The sequence below is a fragment of the Microbacterium azadirachtae genome (assembly GCF_000956505.1).
Taxonomy (GTDB): Bacteria; Actinomycetota; Actinomycetes; order Actinomycetales; family Microbacteriaceae; genus Microbacterium; species Microbacterium azadirachtae_A.
This window is the reverse complement of sequence record NZ_JYIX01000035.1, coordinates 144,123-159,726: the sequence shown is the minus strand read 5'-3', so window position 1 is coordinate 159,726 and position 15,604 is coordinate 144,123. Positions and strand designations below refer to the sequence as shown.

General features: G+C 71.3%; 16 protein-coding genes. 7 read left to right on the top strand and 9 right to left on the bottom strand.

The window, feature by feature from the left end:
* Nucleotides 1-115: 115 nt before the first annotated feature.
* Nucleotides 116-1,006: a PHP domain-containing protein gene (locus RS86_RS10855; RefSeq protein WP_045272249.1), complete on the bottom strand. Its 891-nt coding sequence runs from the start codon at nt 1,004-1,006 to the stop codon at nt 116-118.
* 169 nt (nt 1,007-1,175) lie between these two features.
* Here RS86_RS10855 and RS86_RS10850 point away from each other — a divergent pair, with 169 nt between their 5' ends.
* Nucleotides 1,176-2,210, top strand: a complete 1,035-nt coding sequence (locus RS86_RS10850; protein ID WP_045272248.1) for an endonuclease/exonuclease/phosphatase family protein — start codon at nt 1,176-1,178, stop codon at nt 2,208-2,210.
* 36 nt (nt 2,211-2,246) lie between these two features.
* Here RS86_RS10850 and RS86_RS10845 read toward each other — a convergent pair whose 3' ends face one another.
* Nucleotides 2,247-2,642 (bottom strand): DUF3054 domain-containing protein, encoded by a 396-nt coding sequence (locus RS86_RS10845; protein WP_045272247.1) that lies wholly within the window; start codon nt 2,640-2,642, stop codon nt 2,247-2,249.
* A 188-nt stretch (nt 2,643-2,830) separates the two neighbouring features.
* Here RS86_RS10845 and RS86_RS10840 point away from each other — a divergent pair, with 188 nt between their 5' ends.
* Together RS86_RS10840 and RS86_RS10835 are read left to right on the top strand one after the other, a co-directional pair.
* Complete coding sequence (locus RS86_RS10840) at nt 2,831-4,333, top strand: S8 family peptidase (protein WP_045272246.1); 1,503 nt, start codon at nt 2,831-2,833, stop codon at nt 4,331-4,333.
* Nucleotides 4,334-4,443: 110 nt separating this feature from the next.
* Nucleotides 4,444-5,874, top strand: coding sequence for an aminopeptidase P family protein (locus RS86_RS10835; protein ID WP_045272245.1), 1,431 nt, complete (start codon nt 4,444-4,446; stop codon nt 5,872-5,874).
* Between the two features lie 129 nt (nt 5,875-6,003).
* On the opposite strand, the gene RS86_RS10830 is transcribed toward RS86_RS10835, so the two are convergent.
* From RS86_RS10830 to RS86_RS20805, 3 genes are read right to left on the bottom strand one after another with little or no spacing between them, the layout of a single operon-like run.
* The gene (locus RS86_RS10830) at nt 6,004-7,182 is read right to left on the bottom strand and encodes a MalY/PatB family protein (protein WP_045272244.1); all 1,179 of its coding nucleotides are present in this window, start codon (nt 7,180-7,182) and stop codon (nt 6,004-6,006) included.
* Nucleotides 7,179-7,934, bottom strand: coding sequence for an alpha/beta family hydrolase (locus tag RS86_RS10825; RefSeq protein WP_052680207.1), 756 nt, complete (start codon nt 7,932-7,934; stop codon nt 7,179-7,181). The genes RS86_RS10830 and RS86_RS10825 overlap by 4 nt, the downstream gene beginning before the upstream one ends.
* Nucleotides 7,931-8,698, bottom strand: a complete 768-nt coding sequence (locus RS86_RS20805; protein WP_200892790.1) for a general stress protein — start codon at nt 8,696-8,698, stop codon at nt 7,931-7,933. Before RS86_RS20805 ends, RS86_RS10825 begins: the two co-directional genes overlap by 4 nt.
* An 88-nt stretch (nt 8,699-8,786) precedes the next feature.
* On the opposite strand from RS86_RS20805, the gene RS86_RS10815 reads away from it, so the two are divergent.
* Genes RS86_RS10815 through RS86_RS10805 form a run of 3 tightly spaced genes read left to right on the top strand, consistent with a single transcriptional unit; the run spans nt 8,787 to nt 11,721 of the window.
* Complete coding sequence (locus RS86_RS10815; RefSeq protein WP_045272243.1) at nt 8,787-10,073, top strand: magnesium transporter; 1,287 nt, start codon at nt 8,787-8,789, stop codon at nt 10,071-10,073.
* The gene (locus RS86_RS10810) at nt 10,073-10,597 is read left to right on the top strand and encodes a DUF1003 domain-containing protein (RefSeq protein ID WP_045272358.1); all 525 of its coding nucleotides are present in this window, start codon (nt 10,073-10,075) and stop codon (nt 10,595-10,597) included. The genes RS86_RS10815 and RS86_RS10810 overlap by 1 nt, the downstream gene beginning before the upstream one ends.
* Entirely contained in the window at nt 10,594-11,721 is a 1,128-nt protein-coding gene (locus RS86_RS10805; protein WP_045272242.1) for an Mrp/NBP35 family ATP-binding protein, read from the top strand. The genes RS86_RS10810 and RS86_RS10805 overlap by 4 nt, the downstream gene beginning before the upstream one ends.
* A gap of 6 nt (nt 11,722-11,727) precedes the next feature.
* Here RS86_RS10805 and RS86_RS10800 read toward each other — a convergent pair whose 3' ends face one another.
* Nucleotides 11,728-12,189 carry a hypothetical protein gene (locus tag RS86_RS10800; RefSeq protein WP_045272241.1) on the bottom strand — a complete coding sequence of 154 codons (462 nt, stop codon included), beginning with the start codon at nt 12,187-12,189 and terminating at the stop codon, nt 11,728-11,730.
* 96 nt (nt 12,190-12,285) lie between these two features.
* Between RS86_RS10800 and RS86_RS10795 the strand changes: the two genes are divergently transcribed.
* A complete protein-coding gene (locus tag RS86_RS10795) occupies nt 12,286-12,918 on the top strand; it encodes an O-methyltransferase (protein WP_045272240.1) in 633 nt (210 codons plus the stop codon).
* 71 nt (nt 12,919-12,989) lie between these two features.
* On the opposite strand, the gene RS86_RS20160 is transcribed toward RS86_RS10795, so the two are convergent.
* The 3 genes from RS86_RS20160 to dapE all read right to left on the bottom strand — a co-directional run bounded on the left by RS86_RS20160 (nt 12,990) and on the right by dapE (nt 15,602).
* Nucleotides 12,990-13,163, bottom strand: a complete 174-nt coding sequence (locus RS86_RS20160; RefSeq protein ID WP_082076728.1) for a DUF3117 domain-containing protein — start codon at nt 13,161-13,163, stop codon at nt 12,990-12,992.
* 101 nt (nt 13,164-13,264) lie between these two features.
* Nucleotides 13,265-14,536: a hypothetical protein gene (locus RS86_RS10790; RefSeq protein ID WP_235281743.1), complete on the bottom strand. Its 1,272-nt coding sequence runs from the start codon at nt 14,534-14,536 to the stop codon at nt 13,265-13,267.
* Nucleotides 14,529-15,602, bottom strand: a complete 1,074-nt coding sequence (gene dapE, locus RS86_RS10785) for a succinyl-diaminopimelate desuccinylase (protein WP_045272238.1) — start codon at nt 15,600-15,602, stop codon at nt 14,529-14,531. Before dapE ends, RS86_RS10790 begins: the two co-directional genes overlap by 8 nt.
* Nucleotides 15,603-15,604 lie beyond the last annotated feature (2 nt).

The window sequence follows — 15,604 nt, the reverse complement described above, 5'->3', positions numbered from 1 at the left end:
CGCACTGCGCTCACCTCTGACCGCGAGACTCCAACTGGGCGACGAGACTGCACTTCACATGTGCAGTCTCGTCGCCCAGTTGCAGTTTCGCGGATAGCGCCCCGAACCGGACCGGTTACCGGGTGCGGACCGGGTACACCGGGGCGGAGCCGAAACCGCTGTCGATGATGCGCTGCAGCATCGCCGGATCCGTAGTGTTCTCGCCGGGGACGTTCGGCTTGCCCGCGCCGTGATAATCGCTGGATCCGGTCACGATGAGGTCGTTCTCGGCGGCGATGCCGCGCAGCCAGGCGCGCCCCTCCGCCGTGTTCTCGCGGTGATCGATCTCGAGCCCGGCAAGGCCCGCGTCGATGAGACGCCGCACGGTCGCATCCGTCATGCGCTCGCGTCCCGCGGGGTGCGCGATCACCGGCACTCCCCCGGCCCCGACGACGAGCTCGATCGCCGTGAGCGGATCCGGCGCGTAGTGGGCTTCGTAGTACCCCTGACGCGGGTGCAGGATCCCGTCGAACGCCTCCCCGCGGTCGCGCACGATCCCGCGTGCGACGAGCGCATCCGCGATGTGCGGCCGGCCGACGGTCGCGCCGGGATCCGTCTGCTCCAGCACGTCCTCCCAGCGCAGCGGATAGTCGCGTGCGATGCCCTTCACGATGCGTTCGGCCCTGCCGATGCGGTCCTCGCGGATACGGGCGGTCTCGGCGGACAGATCCGGATCCGTCGGGTCGAACAGATACGCCAGGACGTGCACGCTCCGCCAGCCGTCCTTGGCGGACAGCTCCATACCCGGGATGAACGTCATGCCGTGCGCCGTCGCGGCCTCGGCCGCGTCCACCCATCCGGCCGTCGTGTCGTGGTCGGTGAGCGCGATCGTGCGCAGCCCCTCGTGCGCGGCGCGCTCGACGAGGGTCGCGGGATCCTCCGTGCCGTCGGAGCGGTTCGAATGCAGATGCAGATCGACCGGCCCGTCGAAGAGGGCGGGTCGTGACGTCGGATCGGCATCGGTCATCCTCCGAGCGTAGCGATTCCGCACGCCCGGAGACCGCCCCGCGCCGCCGTGGGCCGCCCCGCGCGCCGTGGACCGCCGCCGACCGCTCCGCGCCGCCGTGCTCGTCCTCTGCGGATCCAGGGCTGCACTCCAGAACCCTCACAGATCCGCTCGCCTAGGCTCGAAGGCGATGTTTCGACTGATCGGGATCCTCCTCACCGTCCTCTTCGCGATCGCCACCGCGGTCGTGACCTGGCCGCAGTTCTTCCACCTCGAGCAGACGTTCCCGATCACGCAGATCGTGGCCTCGCGCGCGGTGCTCGTGCTCGCGTTCGGCGCGATCCTCGTGCTGGCCCTGCTGCTCCTCCTCGCGCGCCCGCTACGCGGCTTCGCGGCGTCGATCGCGCTCGTGGCGCTGCTCGGCGGCGGCGCGTCGGCGGCCATCCTCGCGCTGCGCGGCGTCGACACCGCCGATGCCCTGCCCGAGAAGACCGCGACGAGCGTGCGCGTGCTCGCCTGGAACACCGCGGGCGAAGCCGTCTCCGCCGGCGATATCGCGAACACGATCGTCGCCCAGAAGGCCGACATCGTGGCGCTGCCGGAGACGACCGAGGCCGTGGGCGAGGAGATCGCGCTCACGCTGCGCGAGGCGGGGCACCCGATGTGGGTGCATCACGTGCAGTACCGCCCCGAGGTCACCCAGGGACCGGACTCGTGGCAGACCACGGTGCTCATCTCCCCCTCGCTCGGCGACTACTCGGTCATCCCCTCCTCCGCCGACGGGTCCAGCAACACGTCCTCGGTGCCGAGTGCCGTCGTGATGCCGGTCTCGGGCGACGGGCCCACCGTCGTGGCCGTGCACACGGTCGCCCCGCGCCAGGAGGAGATGGCGGACTGGACACGGGATCTGCGCTGGGTCGCCGACCAGTGCCCTGCCGGGAAGAACGTGATCCTCGCCGGCGACTTCAACGCGACGCTCGACCACATGAGCGGGCTCGGCACGGACGGAGGCGACCTCGGCGCCTGCCGCGACGTGGCATCGCGCTCCGGCTCCGGGGGTGTCGGCACCTGGCCGACGTCGGTGCCGGTGCTCCTCGGTGCCCCGATCGACCATGTCATGGCCACGACGCACTGGCGGGCGACCGGATCCGCCGTCCTCCCCGCGGGCACCGGCGGCAGCGACCACCGCGCGCTCATCACGCAGCTGGAGCGCGCGACCCCCTAGCGCCCGCCCGGAGCCGGCGCGGATCCCGCCGTCGGCTCAGCGGCGAGCGCGCGCCCTGGCGACGAGCGCGGCGATCCCCCGCCAGCCCACGAGGAAGACCAGCAGCGTCACGGTGGCGACGATGATGAACGCGATCGCGGTCGTGCCGCCGCTGACGACCCGCAGGACCATCCCCAGCACGACGGTGATCACGACCAGCCCCGCCCCGGTGCGCAGCGGCGCGGCGGGCGCCCTCCAGGCCCGGAGCGCGAGCCAGCCGACCGCGAGCCCCACAAGGAACGGCCAGGCCGTCTCCAGCACGCCCAGCGCGTCGATGCCGTGCTCGTGGCTCGCGCGTCCGATCGCGGCGAACACGATCACGAGCACGGCGTCGATCCCCACCGCCCACGGCCAGGACAGGGCGGATCGGCGGGCGGGGGCGGCTTCGGTCATGCCTCCACGCTAGCCCGGCGGACTATGCGCCACGGCGCCGCGGGATCCGGATCCGGATCCCGCTCCTACCCTGATACTCCGCTATCAGCAAGCATTGAAATGGCTGGGAGAGGCGGCTAGAAACGATGCAGGGCCATCCGCCCGCGCCGACCTGGTCGGCACCCACCCCCACGAGAGGACCCTCACTGATGAGGATGCCAAACGCCCACCGCTCGTTCCGCACCATCGCCTGCACCGTCGCGGCGCTGGGACTGGTCCTGGCGGGCTCCGTCAGCGCCACCGCGGCGACGAACGAGCCATCGACACCTGTCCCGATCACCCCGCCGGACGGCACAGTGATGAGCTACGTGGTCAACATCGGCCAGGCGAACCCCGGTCAGACCCGCAAGGCGGAGAAGGCCGTGACCGAGGCCGGCGGCGTCGTCGTGCAGAGCTGGCCCGAGATCGGCGTCGTCATCGCGCAGTCCGACCGCGCGGCGTTCCGCGACACCGTGAAGGCCAAGGGCAAGAACGTCGTGGCGTCGGTCGGCGCCACCCGCACGGTCGAGGTCAAGGACAAGGTCACCGGCCCGCAGGCGCCGTGGGGACCTGGCGCCTCCGGCTGGAAGCAGGGCAAGAACAAGCCCGTCAACGGCGACGAGCCCACCGAGCCGGTGCCCGCAGCCGCCTCCGACTCGCTCGAATCCCAGCAGTGGGACATGACGATGATCCAGGCGGATCAGGCGCACCAGGTCACCGACGGCAACCGCAACGTCCTCGTGGGCGTGCTGGACTCCGGCATCGACCCGACGCACCCCGACCTGCAGGCCAACCTCGACGTCGCGGACTCCGTCAACTGCACCACGGGCGGACGGCCAGACCAGGCCGAGGGCGGCTGGTACCCGACCACGTCCGACCACGGCACGCACGTCGCCGGCACGATCGCGGCGGCCCGCAACGACGTGGGCATCGTCGGCGTCGCCCCGAACGTGCGACTGGCGTCGGTCAAGGTCGTCAACGACGACGGTTTCATCTACCCCGAGTACGCGGTCTGCGGCTTCATGTGGGCCGCGCAGCGCGGGATGGACGTGACCAACAACAGCTACTACATCGACCCGTTCGAGTTCTGGTGCGACGACCAGCCCGACCAGGCGGCGGTCCGCGAGGCCGTGGCCCGCGCCGTGAACTGGTCCAACTCGAAGGGTGTCGTGAGCGCTGCGGCGGCCGGCAACTCCGGCCTCGACCTGACGGTGAACACACGCGATGAGGGCAGCCCGGACGACGCCGCCCAGCCGACCCCGCGCACGATCAACCAGGGCTGCAAGGACATCCCCGCGCAGGTCCCCGGTGTCGTGACCGTCTCCTCGCTCACGCAGACCGGCCAGCTGTCGTACTTCTCCAACCGCGGTCTCGGCGAGATCGACGTGGCGGCCCCAGGATCCCGGATCCTCTCCACGATCCCCGGCGGGAAGTACGGCCTCAAGAGCGGCACCTCGATGGCGTCTCCGCACGTCGCCGGCGTGCTCGCGCTCATGAAGTCCGCACACCCCGAGCTGACGCCCGCGCAGATGGTGCAGAAGCTCGAGGATGACGCGACGCCGACCGCATGCTCGGCTCCGCAGTATGACGAGGGCGCCGCGTGCGTGGGCACGCCGGAGCTGAACAGCTACTACGGTCACGGCATCGTGAACGCGCTCAAGGCCGTGCAGTGATCTGATCGGATCGACAGGAGGGGCTCGGATCGCCGAAACCGGCGGTCCGAGCCTCTTCGCCGCCTCCCGCCCCGGATCCTTCTCCCACCCGCCGGTGAGAGGATGGATGCATGACCTCCGAGCACGACACGATCGAGCAGCAGGGCGATGCCGCCACCGCGACGACCTCGACGATCACCAACCGCCGCCAGCCCTTCCCCCAGGGCTTCCTCGACACCATCTCCACGGGCTGGGCCGAGCGCCCTGAGTCCTCGCCCGCTCCGCGCGCGCAGGCGCCGTACGCCGCGGCCCGGCGCGCGGCCGTCTCGGCGGCCTTCCCCGGCAAGCGCCTCGTGATCCCCGCCGGATCCCTCAAGCAGCGCAGCAACGACACCGACTACCCGTTCCGCGCGCACTCCGCGTTCGCGCACCTCACCGGGTGGGCCGCCGACTCCGAGCCCGACTCCCTGCTCGTCTTCGAGCCCACCGCGGACGGTCACGACGTGACCCTGTACTTCCGCGAGCGCGCCGACCGCACCACGAGCGAGTTCTACTCCGACGCGACGATCGGCGAGTTCTGGATCGGACCGCGTCCCGCACTCGCCGGCGTCGCCGCCGACCTGGGCGTGGCCACCGCGCATCTCGACGACTTCGCGGCGGGCGATCACGACCTCGTGGTCGACGAGGACGGCGAACTCACGCAGTTCGTCTCCGAGCTGCGCCTCGTCAAGGACGCCTACGAGGTCGCCGAGATGCGCCGTGCCGTGGAGATCACCGCGAACGGTTTCGACGACATCATCCGCGACCTCCCCCGCGCGATCGCGCATCCGCGCGGCGAGCGCATCGTCGAGGGCGTCTTCCACCAGCGCGCCCGCAGCGACGGCAACTGGGAGGGCTACGACACGATCGCCGCGTCCGGCCCGCACGCCTGCTACCTGCACTGGACCCGCAACGACGGAGCCGTGCTGCCGGGCGACCTGATCCTCGTCGACGCCGGAGCCGAGGCCGACAGCCTCTACACCGCCGACATCACCCGCACCCTGCCGGTGAGCGGCACCTTCAGCGACGTCCAGCGCCGCATCTACGACACCGTGGTCGAGGCCGCGGACGCCGCGTTCGCCGCTGCGAAGGTCGGCGTGCTGTTCCGTGAGGTGCACGCGGCAGCGATGGACGTGATCGCGCGCCGCACCGCCGAGTGGGGCCTGCTGCCCGTCACCGCCGAGGAGGCGCTCGACGCCGACAACGGCGGCCAGCACCGCCGCTACATGGTGCACGGCACGAGCCACCACCTCGGCATCGACGTGCACGACTGCGCGCAGGCCCGCCGCGAGATGTACTACGACGGCACGATCGAGCCCGGCATGGTGTTCACGATCGAGCCCGGCCTGTACTTCCAGATCGACGATCTGACCGTGCCGGAGGAGTATCGCGGCATCGGCGTGCGCATCGAGGACGACATCCTCATCACCGCCAACGGCCCGGTGAACCTCTCGTCCGCCATCCCCCGCACCTCCGCCGAGGTCGAGGCCTGGATCGCCCGCGTGCAGGGATCCGCATCCTGACTGTCACCGGGCGTCGAGACCCCCTCTGAACGCCGAAGCCCCCTCGCAGTTGCGTAACTGCGAGGGGGCTTCGGTGCTGCGAGGGGGCCTCGGCGAAAGTGGGCGCGCGACCGGGAGCGCGCGGCGCGCTCAGCGCGCGGCGTGCTCGCGCAGTGCGGCGGCCATCTGGCGCACGGCCTGCTCGATCACGGGGCGGGGTGTCGCGAGGATGAAGCGCAGGTAGCCCTCCCCTGCGGCGCCGCACGCGATCCCGTCCGTCATGGCGACGCCCGCGTGCTCGCGGAAGAACGCGGCGGGCGAGCCCTCGATGCCGAGCCCGCGCGCGTCCAGCCACGCGATGTAGGTGCCCTCCGGCGCGCGGTAGCCCATGTCAGGGATGTGCTCCGCGAGGAGTTCGCCGAGGATCCGGCGGTTGCCGTCGAGGTAGTCGAGCGTCCCGTCGAGCCACTCCCGGCTCTCGTCGAAGGCCGCCGTGGTCGCGATGACGCCGAGGTTCGCCGTGCCGTGCTCGGCCCAGGCGACCTCGGGCCGCGCCCACGTCTCCGCATCCGCGTCGTTCGTCAGGATCACCTGCGCCGCCTTGAGGCCCGGCAGGTTGAACGCCTTCGAGGCGCTCGCCGCGGTGATCGTATGCCCCGCGGTCACCGCGCTGATGCTCGCATACGGGACGTGGCGGTGCGGCGCGAAGACCAGCGGCGCGTGGATCTCGTCCGAGAACACGCGTGCGCCGTGCCGTGCGACGACCTCCGCGACCGCTTCGAGCTCGGCCCGCTCGAACACGCGCCCGAGCGGGTTGTACGGGTTGCACAGGATCAGCAGGCCGCCGCCGTCCGCGAACGCCCGGTCGATGCCGTCCAGATCGTAGACGTGGCGCCCGTCCTCGACGAGCATCGGCACCTCGATGATCTCGCGATCATGCATCGCCGGGATCGTGAGGAACGGCATGTACGCGGGGGTGGGCAGCACGATCTTGGAACCGGGCGCCGTGAAATAGTCGATGGTCGCGCGCAGCGCGGTGAGCACGTCGGGCACGGGGCGGATCCGCTCCGCCGGCACGTCCCAGCCGTAGCGGTCCCGCTGCCACCGCGCCGTCGCCTCGGTCATGCGCGTGCGCACGGCCGCCGGCAGGTATCCGGTCAGGCCGTCGTCGATCGCGCCCTTCATGGCGGCGGCGATCGCCGGGGCGGGCGGGAAGTCCATCTCGGCGACGAACGCCCCGATCGCCTCGGGGAACACCGACCACTTCAGGCTGCCGATCTCGCGCAGCCTGTCGATCCCGATCGCGTCCAGCTCCTCCGCGGTGCTCATGCGTCTCCCTCTTCGTCCTTCCCTGATGCGCCCGGCACGGACGCATCGATCACGAAACCCGACCGGACGAACCCGGCGACGAGAGGCGCCAGATCCGCCCCGATCTCGTCGGCCGGGCGTTTGCGGCCCTTCACCTCGAACGAGTGCCCGCCGGCGTCGATCCAGAAGATCCGCGCGTCCTGACAGGACGCGACGGCCTCCTCGAGCTGCGAAAGCGGCTGCACGAAGGGGTCGTTCGAGCCTTCCACGAAGAGCTGCGGCTGCCCCACCGCCGGCAGATGCTCGATCCGGGGCTTCTCCGGCTTGCCGGGCTGATGCAGCGGGTAGCCCAGGTAGACCAGCGCGTCCGCGTCGAGGCCGGCCTCCTCGGCGGCGGCCATCGACGCCATCCGTCCGCCATAGGACTTGCCGCACGCGACGACGGATCCGGATCCGCGCTCGCGCACCGCCGCGATCACGGCACGCCAGGTGAGCATCGCGTGCGCGGCGGGGCCCGGCATGCGCCGCCCCGCCTCGAGGTACGGGAAGGTGAACCGCAGCGTGTGCAGGCCCGCGGCCCGCAGCGCGGCGGAGAAGCCGGTGAGGAAGGGATGATCCATCCCCGCTCCTGCCCCGTGCGCGATCACCACGGTCGGCGCGGCGGCCCCGACGTCCGCGCCGCCGCTCGCGGGCCCGAACACCGCAGACACCTCGACGGTCCCGGCGGGGAGCGGGACCGGAATACGGAACCGCTCCTCGGGGAGCGCGGTCATCGCGCGGCGCCGTCGCCCGCCGGGTTCTCGCCCTCGGCGGGGTTCGCACCCTCGGAGGGCTTGTCTGCCACGGCTGCACCTTCGACCGGCTCGCCCTCGACCGGCGGCGTCGCCGCGGGTGCCGGCGACACAGGGACGACAGGCGGGGCCGGCGGCATCGGCGGGCGCTGGGGCACGATGCGCTCGCCGTAGCGGGGCGGCTCCTCGATGCGCTCGCCGTACTGCGGGGGCGCGGCAGCGGGACCGGCAGCCGGGCCGGTGGCCGGTGCGGCAGCCGCCCCGGACGGCGGGACGGGCGTCACGGCGCGGCCGAGCACCTGACGCGCCTTGCCGACGGAATCCGGCAGCACCGTCACCTCGTAGTGGTCGGCCTTGAGCTGCATGACGCTCGCGTAGTCGCGGCGGCGACGCACGATCGAGTACGTGATGAGACTCAGGATCATGCCGATCGCGACGCCGACGAAGAGGATCCCGACGAAGGCCTGCATCGGCACGGAGGGATTGCCCAGCACGAAGATCGCCGAGAGGAAGAGTCCGATGAGCACGCCGTTGACGGCGCCGGAGCGCGCGGCGTTCGCATAGCCGAGGCGGCCGGTAACCCGTTCCACGGTCTGCACGCCGACGCCGACGATGGCGATCGCCCTGGCCGGGATCTCCCCCGCGATCAGCTGCGAGACGAGCTTCTGCGCGGCCTCGTACTCCGAGACGGAGGCGACCGTCTCGCCGATCTCGCCCGCGGGGCCCGACGCGTTCATCATGCTCATCGGTCCATTGTTCCATGCGCCCGCGATGCGGCCGCCGGATGCCGTCACCCGCCCCGGTTCAGAGGGATTCGGACAGTACGCTGGAACCATGAGCACACAGCGGGTTTTCGTCGCGCGCCTGGCCGGGTGCGCCGTGTTCGACCCCGCCGGCGACCGGATCGGGAAAGTCCGTGATGTCGTCGTCGTGTACCGAAGTAGCGCGGCCCCTCGCGTGATCGGCCTGGTGTGCGAGATCCCCGGCCGCAGGCAGGTGTTCCTCTCGATCGGGCGCGTCGGATCCATCAGCACGGGGCAGGTCATCACGTCCGGGCTGATGAACGTGCGCCGCTTCAAGCCGCGCAACGGCGAGGTGCGCATCATGGCCGAGCTCGTCGGCCGGCGGGTCGACTTCTCCGACGCCTCCGGAACCGCGGTGATCGAGGATGTCGCGATCGAGCCGAATCGGCTCGGCGAGTGGTCCGTGAGCCAGCTCTTCCTGCGCAAGCCCAAGACCAGCGCCTCTCCGTTCGCGAAGGGGCCGACCACGTTCGCGACGTGGAACCAGGTGCACGAGCACAACCGTCCCGGTGAAGCGCAGTCGGCGGAGCAGCTCGTCGCCACCTACTCCGAGATGCACCCCGCCGACCTCGCGAACACCCTGCTCGACCTGCCTCAGCAGCGCCGTATCGAGGTCGCAGAGGAGCTGCCGGACGAGCGCCTCGCCGACGCCCTCGAGGAGATGCCGGAGGACGACCAGATGGACATCCTGGATCGTCTCGGCGATGAGCGCGCCGCGGACATCCTCGACCAGATGGAGCCGGACGACGCCGCCGACCTGCTCGCGCAGCTGCCGCAGGGCCGCCTGGAGCACCTCCTCGAGCTCATGGAGCCCGAGGAAGCGGAAGACGTGCGCATGCTGCTCCGCTACAGCCCCGACACCGCGGGCGGTCTGATGACCCCGGAGCCGATCATCCTCTCCGCCGACGCCACGGTCGCCGAGGCGCTGGCCCTGATCCGCCGGCACGAGCTGCACCCCGCCCTGGCCGCCGCGGTGTTCATCACGCTGCCGCCGTTCGAGACGCCCACGGGACGCCTGCTCGGCGTCGTGCACTTCCAGCGCATGCTGCGCTACCCCCCGCACGAACGGCTGGGCGCGATCGTCGACGACACGCTCGAACCGGTGCCCGCGACCGCATCAGCGGCCGAGGTGGCGCGCATGCTCGCCAGCTACGACCTCGTCTCGCTCCCGGTCGTGGATCAGGCGCACCGGCTCGTCGGCGCGATCAGCGTCGACGACGTGCTCGATTACCTGCTCCCCGACGACTGGCGCTCTCACGACGCCGATGACCACAACGGATCCGCGCGGTCCGTCACGACGCCGGGAGCGGCGGGATGATGGCGAAGTCGGGCCGTCGGGGACTGGATCTGCCCCGCGGCCGCTCCGGCATGCTCGGCCGGGGCTCGTCCTCGATGCCGTCGAGCGACACCTTCGGGCGGTTCTCGGAGGCGTTCGCACGGGCCATGGGCACCTCCGGCTTCCTCATCGGGATGTCGGTGTTCGTCATCGTCTGGCTGTGGTGGAACATCGCCATGCCCCGGGACTGGCAGTTCGACCCCGCCGCGACGAACTTCACCCTGCTCACCCTGATCCTCTCGCTGCAGGCCTCCTACGCCGCTCCCCTGATCCTGCTCGCGCAGAACCGGCAGGACGACCGCGACCGCGTGCAGATCGAGCAGGACCGGCAGCGCGCAGAACGCAATCTCGCCGACACCGAGTACCTGGCCCGTGAGATCGTCGCGCTGCGCATGGCACTAGAGGAGCGCTCGGCCCAGGGCGTCACCCGAGAGGTGCTGCGCGCGGAGCTCAGGGCGATGCTGGCGGACCTGCGCGACGAGGATCCTGCGGAGCAGGCTCCGTGACCGGCGAACTCGCCGACGCGGTCCGGCGCGCCGTCGGCGCCGTCACCGACCCCGAGCTGCGCCGCCCGCTGGCCGACCTCGACATGCTCCGCGACATCACGGTGGACGGCACGGTCGCGCACGTCGGGATCGCGCTGACCATCGTCGGCTGCCCCGCGGCGACGCGGATCGAGTCCGACGTGCACGCGGCCGCAGCCGCCGTCCCCGGGATCGAAGCCGTCGAGGTCGCGGTGGGCGTGATGACGCCCGAGGAGCGCCGCGCTCTCACCGAACGCCTTCGCGATGGCAGGGCCCCCCGGCAGATGCCGTTCGGCCCGGACTCGCTCACCCGCGTGATCGCCGTCACGAGCGGCAAGGGCGGAGTCGGCAAGTCCTCGCTCACCGCCAACCTCGCCGTCGCGCTGGCCGCGCGCGGCCGCAGGGTCGGCCTGATCGACGCCGACGTGCACGGCTTCTCGATCCCGGGGCTGCTCGGCATCGCCCCCGGCACCCAGCCCACCCGGATCGACGACCTCATGCTGCCCCCGGTCGCGCACGACGTGAAGGCGATCTCGATCGGGATGTTCCTGCGCGAGGGCGAATCCGTCGTCGCGTGGCGCGGGCCCATGCTGCACCGCACGGTGCAGCAGTTCCTCACCGACGTGTTCTTCGGCGATCTGGATGTGCTGCTCATCGACATGCCGCCCGGGACCGGCGACATCGCGATCACGCTCGGCCAGCTCCTGCCCCACGCCGAGGTGCTCGTCGTGACCACGCCGCAGGAGGCCGCATCCGACGTGGCGATCCGCAGCGGGCTCGTGGCACGGCAGACCGGGCAGCGCGTGATCGGGGTCGTGGAGAACATGGCCGCCTTGACCCTGCCGGACGGGACCGTGCTCGATCTGTTCGGCTCCGGCGGCGGACAGGCCGTGGTGGACGCGCTCTCGCAGGACGCGGACCCCGTCCCGCTGCTGGCCTCCGTTCCGCTGAGCCCCGCACTGCGCACCGGCGGCGACGCCGGCCTGCCTGTGGTGCTCGGGGATCCGCAGGATCCTGCGGCGCGCGCCATCCTCGCGGTCGCGGACGCCATCGATCAGGCGGGCCGCGGCCTCGCCGGGCGGCGCCTGTCCGTCACCCCTCGCTGAACGGGATCAGGTGGCTTCGCTGTCGTAGGGGGGAAGCTCCTCGGAGGAGAACACCTTCGGCCCCTTCGTCGCCGGCACGGTCTCGCCCGAGGCCGAGGCGGCGTTCATCGCGGTCGCGGTGGCCAGCAGTGCCGCGGCGGAACCCGCGGCCGCGGGCGCCGGAGCGGCTTCGACCGCTGCCACGGGGGCGGCGGGAGCCTGCACGGCGGGGGTGTCGTCCAGCAGCGCATCCCGGATGATTCGACGCGGGTCGTACTGCCGCGGGTCGAGCTTGCGCCAGTCGAGCTCATCGATCTCCGGCCCGACCTCCTCGCGCATCCGATCCTTGGCGCCGCGCAGGTAGTCGCCGGCCTTCTTGACCAGGTGCGCGAACGATTCCGCGTACCTCGGAAGGCGCTCGGGGCCCACGAGAAGGGCAGCGATCACGCCGATCACGAGCAGCTTCTCGATGGTGATGCCGAAGAACATGTCACAAGGGTACCGCCGCGCCTCGCTCGCGCAGACACATAGGACGCCTACGCTGAGGGAACATGCGGTGCAGTGAGCGACCGCCAGGGAGTCGAAGTGAGCGAGCAGGACGCCAACGCACGGTACGTGCGAGAAGCCATCATCGAGCCGGATGAGATCGCGCGGGCGCGCGCGCATGCGGTCGAGCTCGGCGCGCAGCCCATCAGCGCCGCCGTCGGAGCCCAGATCGCCGTGCTCGCCGCGGCCACCGGCGCGCGCTCGATCGTCGAGATCGGCACCGGTGCCGGCGTCTCCGGCCTGTGGCTGCTTCGCGGCGCCCCCAAGGCCGTGCTCACCTCGATCGACAACGAGCCGGAGCACCTCGCCGCCGCCCGCAGCGCCTTCCAGGACGCGCGGATCGCCCCGACGCGCGCCCGGTTCATCTCCGGCAGGGCCGCCGACGTGCTCCCCCGCATGAACGAGGCCGCCTACGACATCGTCCTCGTGGACGCGGATCCGGAGAACGTCATCGAGTACGTCGAGCACGGCCTGCGACTCGTGCGCGCCGGCGGGACCGTACTCGTGCCGCGGGTGCTCGCCGGCGGCAGGGTCGCGGATCCGGTGCAGCGCGACGAGGTGACGGTCGCCTACCGCTCGCTCATCCAGGAGACCCAGCAGTCCCCCGCCGTGCTCGCCGCGCTGAGCACCGTCGGAGAGGGCCTGCTGCAGCTGACCGGCATCGCGGAATGACGAAAGGCCCGCAGGATGCGGGCCTTTCGAAGATCTGAGAAGATCTGGATCTGTGCAATCGTGCGGATCGCTCAGGCGGCTGCCACGACGTTGCTCAGCACGTCGTGAAGTTCCTTCGCCTCCGCGTCGTTGACGGAGACGACCAGACGCCCGCCGCCCTCGAGCGGGACGCGCACGATGATCAGCCGGCCCTCCTTCACGGCCTCCATGGGTCCGTCGCCAGTCCTCGGCTTCATCGCTGCCATCGCGGTGCTCCCTTTCCTCGGTGGTCTACGATTCCCATATTAGTGGGTGCTGGGACACCGCTTACCGCGGCGCGGCCGGGCCGGGCCGTGTTCGGACCGGTTCAGGGCACGCGCCAGAAGGTGTTCGCGAAGCCGTACACGTTCGCGATCCACAGCGCCTGCAGGCCGATGCACGCCAGCAGCACGGCGATGCGCAGCCACCAGGAGCGTCGCCACCCGACCGCGCCCCAGAGCGGAGCGATCGGGAACATGAGCCGCAGCGTGCTGGACTGAGGGAAGAACACGGCCAGCAGATACAGTGCGTAGCTCGCCGAGAAGAGGCGGATCTCCGGTCCGAGTCTCCGCACGCCGGGGCCGAAGATCAGCGCCGCGGCGAACAGCAGGACGAGCAGTGCCAGCACCACGAGCCCGAGCCACCCGGGCAGGCCCAGCAGCTGCGCCCAGTACGGCACCGCGCTCAGCCATCCCTCGAACGGCGAGAACACGGTGTGCCCGTCCTGCGGCATCCAGAACCCGCGCCAGCTCAGCTCGGTCTCCAGGTAGGCGTTCGGCACGCCCGTCGCGACCCCCGCGATCACCTGCCAGGCGAAGCCCACGACGACGCCGAGCGCTCCGAGGGCGAGATAGTGAACGACCTCGCGGCCGGTCAGCGGATCCGCCTTCCGGCGCACCCAGCGCAGCACGAGCATGAGGCCGAGCATGAGCGCGAAGGCCAGGACGCCGGGCCGCGTGAAGCCCATCAGCACGATCAGCGGATACAGCCGCACGTAGCGGCGGCGGATCAGGCCGTCCAGCGCGAGCAGCAGGAACAGCATGTTCAGAACCTCGGCGTAGCCCACCTGGAACAGGGCGCCCAGAGGGCCGGAGGCGAAGAAGACGACCGTCCACATGGCCGCCATCCGCCCGATCCGACCGCGCATCATCCGGAACAGCACGAGGCAGCAGAGATAGCCGGCCACGAGGGAGACGAGTGCGGCGCCCACGCCCCAGCCTCCACTGCCGAACGGGAACGCGAAGACCTGCGAGACCCAGGGGTACACCGGCAGGAACGCCCAGGCGTTCTGAGTGATGTGCCCGTCCGGGCCGAGCGGCAGGACGGTCGGATACCCGTACACGACGATGTACCAGTACCACTGCGCATCCCACCCGGTCACGAATGACGCGATCGATGCGCCGTTGCCGAACCGCGAGCCCGGCGCGCCGGACAGCGTGGTCGCCCAGAACATCAGGCCGGTGGTGATCAGGCGGGCGCCGACGTAGACGGCGAGGATTCCCGCCCAGGCGGGCGTGCGGGCGTAGAACCGCGCGGCCCACCGCGGCGCTGCGGCGGCGTTGCGTCGGCGAGGCACCGCCGTGGCGGCGAGCTCAGGCACCGCTGAGCCAGGAACGCAGGCCCCGTTCGGTGGCCGTGATCTGCGAGAGCGGCACCCGCTCTTCGTCATGGTGCGCGAGATGCGGATCCCCTGGTCCGTAGTTGACCGCGGGGATGCCCAGCGCGGAGAATCGCGCCACGTCGGTCCACCCGTACTTCGGCTTCGGGGTCGCGCCGACGGCGGCGACGAACTCCTGCGCGATCGGGGCGTCCAGGCCGGGGCGGGCGCCCTCCGCGACGTCGGTGATCTCGACCGCGAACCCGGCGAACACGTTGCGCACGTGCGCCTCGGCATCGGCGGCGGACTTGTTCGGGGCGAAGCGGTAGTTCACCTCGACCTCGCAGGCGTCGGGGATCACGTTGCCGGCGATGCCGCCGCTGATCCGCACCGCGTTCAGCCCCTCGCGGTACTCCAGGCCGTCGACGGCGACCTCGCGCGGACGGTACTCGGCCAGGCGGGCCAGGATCGGCGCCGCACGGTGGATCGCGTTCTCGCCGATCCAGGCGCGCGCCGAGTGCGCGCGCACACCGGTCGTGCGCACGACTGCGCGGAGCGTGCCGTTGCAGCCGCCCTCGACCTCTCCGTTCGAGGGCTCGCCGAGGATCGCGAAGTCGGCCTCGAACAGATCCGGCCGGTGGTCGGCGAGCAGCTTGAGGCCGTTGCGCGCGGCCTCGACCTCCTCGTTGTCGTACCACATCCAGGTGATGTCGACCACGGGCTCGGTGAGCTCGGCGGCGAGCTTGAGCTGCACCGCGACGCCCGCCTTCATGTCGACCGTGCCGCGACCCCAGATCAGCGCCTCGCCGTCGATCTCCACGTCGCGCGTGGGCACGTTGGCGTTGATCGGCACCGTGTCGATGTGCCCGGCGATCGCGACGCGCTGCGCGCGGCCCAGATTCGTCCGGGCGACGATCGTGTTGCCGTCGCGGAGCACCTCGAGATGGCCGAGTGCGCGCACGGCCTCCTCGATCAGGTCGGCGAGGGGCTTCTCCTCCCCCGAGACGCTGGGGATGTCGCAGATCGCGCGGGTGATGTCCGCCGCGGAGGCGGTGAGATCGAGCGGCATGG

Bases quoted from the DNA above. Each gene is read 5' to 3' on its own strand.
- RS86_RS10855 (WP_045272249.1), bottom strand. From the start codon at position 1,006: ATGACCGATGCCGATCCGACGTCACGACCCGCCCTCTTCGACGGGCCG.
- RS86_RS10850 (WP_045272248.1), top strand. From the start codon at position 1,176: ATGTTTCGACTGATCGGGATCCTCCTCACCGTCCTCTTCGCGATCGCC.
- RS86_RS10845 (WP_045272247.1), bottom strand. From the start codon at position 2,642: ATGACCGAAGCCGCCCCCGCCCGCCGATCCGCCCTGTCCTGGCCGTGG.
- RS86_RS10840 (WP_045272246.1), top strand. From the start codon at position 2,831: ATGAGGATGCCAAACGCCCACCGCTCGTTCCGCACCATCGCCTGCACC.
- RS86_RS10835 (WP_045272245.1), top strand. From the start codon at position 4,444: ATGACCTCCGAGCACGACACGATCGAGCAGCAGGGCGATGCCGCCACC.
- RS86_RS10830 (WP_045272244.1), bottom strand. From the start codon at position 7,182: ATGAGCACCGCGGAGGAGCTGGACGCGATCGGGATCGACAGGCTGCGC.
- RS86_RS10825 (WP_052680207.1), bottom strand. From the start codon at position 7,934: ATGACCGCGCTCCCCGAGGAGCGGTTCCGTATTCCGGTCCCGCTCCCC.
- RS86_RS20805 (WP_200892790.1), bottom strand. From the start codon at position 8,698: ATGAGCATGATGAACGCGTCGGGCCCCGCGGGCGAGATCGGCGAGACG.
- RS86_RS10815 (WP_045272243.1), top strand. From the start codon at position 8,787: ATGAGCACACAGCGGGTTTTCGTCGCGCGCCTGGCCGGGTGCGCCGTG.
- RS86_RS10810 (WP_045272358.1), top strand. From the start codon at position 10,073: ATGGCGAAGTCGGGCCGTCGGGGACTGGATCTGCCCCGCGGCCGCTCC.
- RS86_RS10800 (WP_045272241.1), bottom strand. From the start codon at position 12,189: ATGTTCTTCGGCATCACCATCGAGAAGCTGCTCGTGATCGGCGTGATC.
- RS86_RS20160 (WP_082076728.1), bottom strand. From the start codon at position 13,163: ATGGCAGCGATGAAGCCGAGGACTGGCGACGGACCCATGGAGGCCGTG.
- dapE (WP_045272238.1), bottom strand. From the start codon at position 15,602: ATGCCGCTCGATCTCACCGCCTCCGCGGCGGACATCACCCGCGCGATC.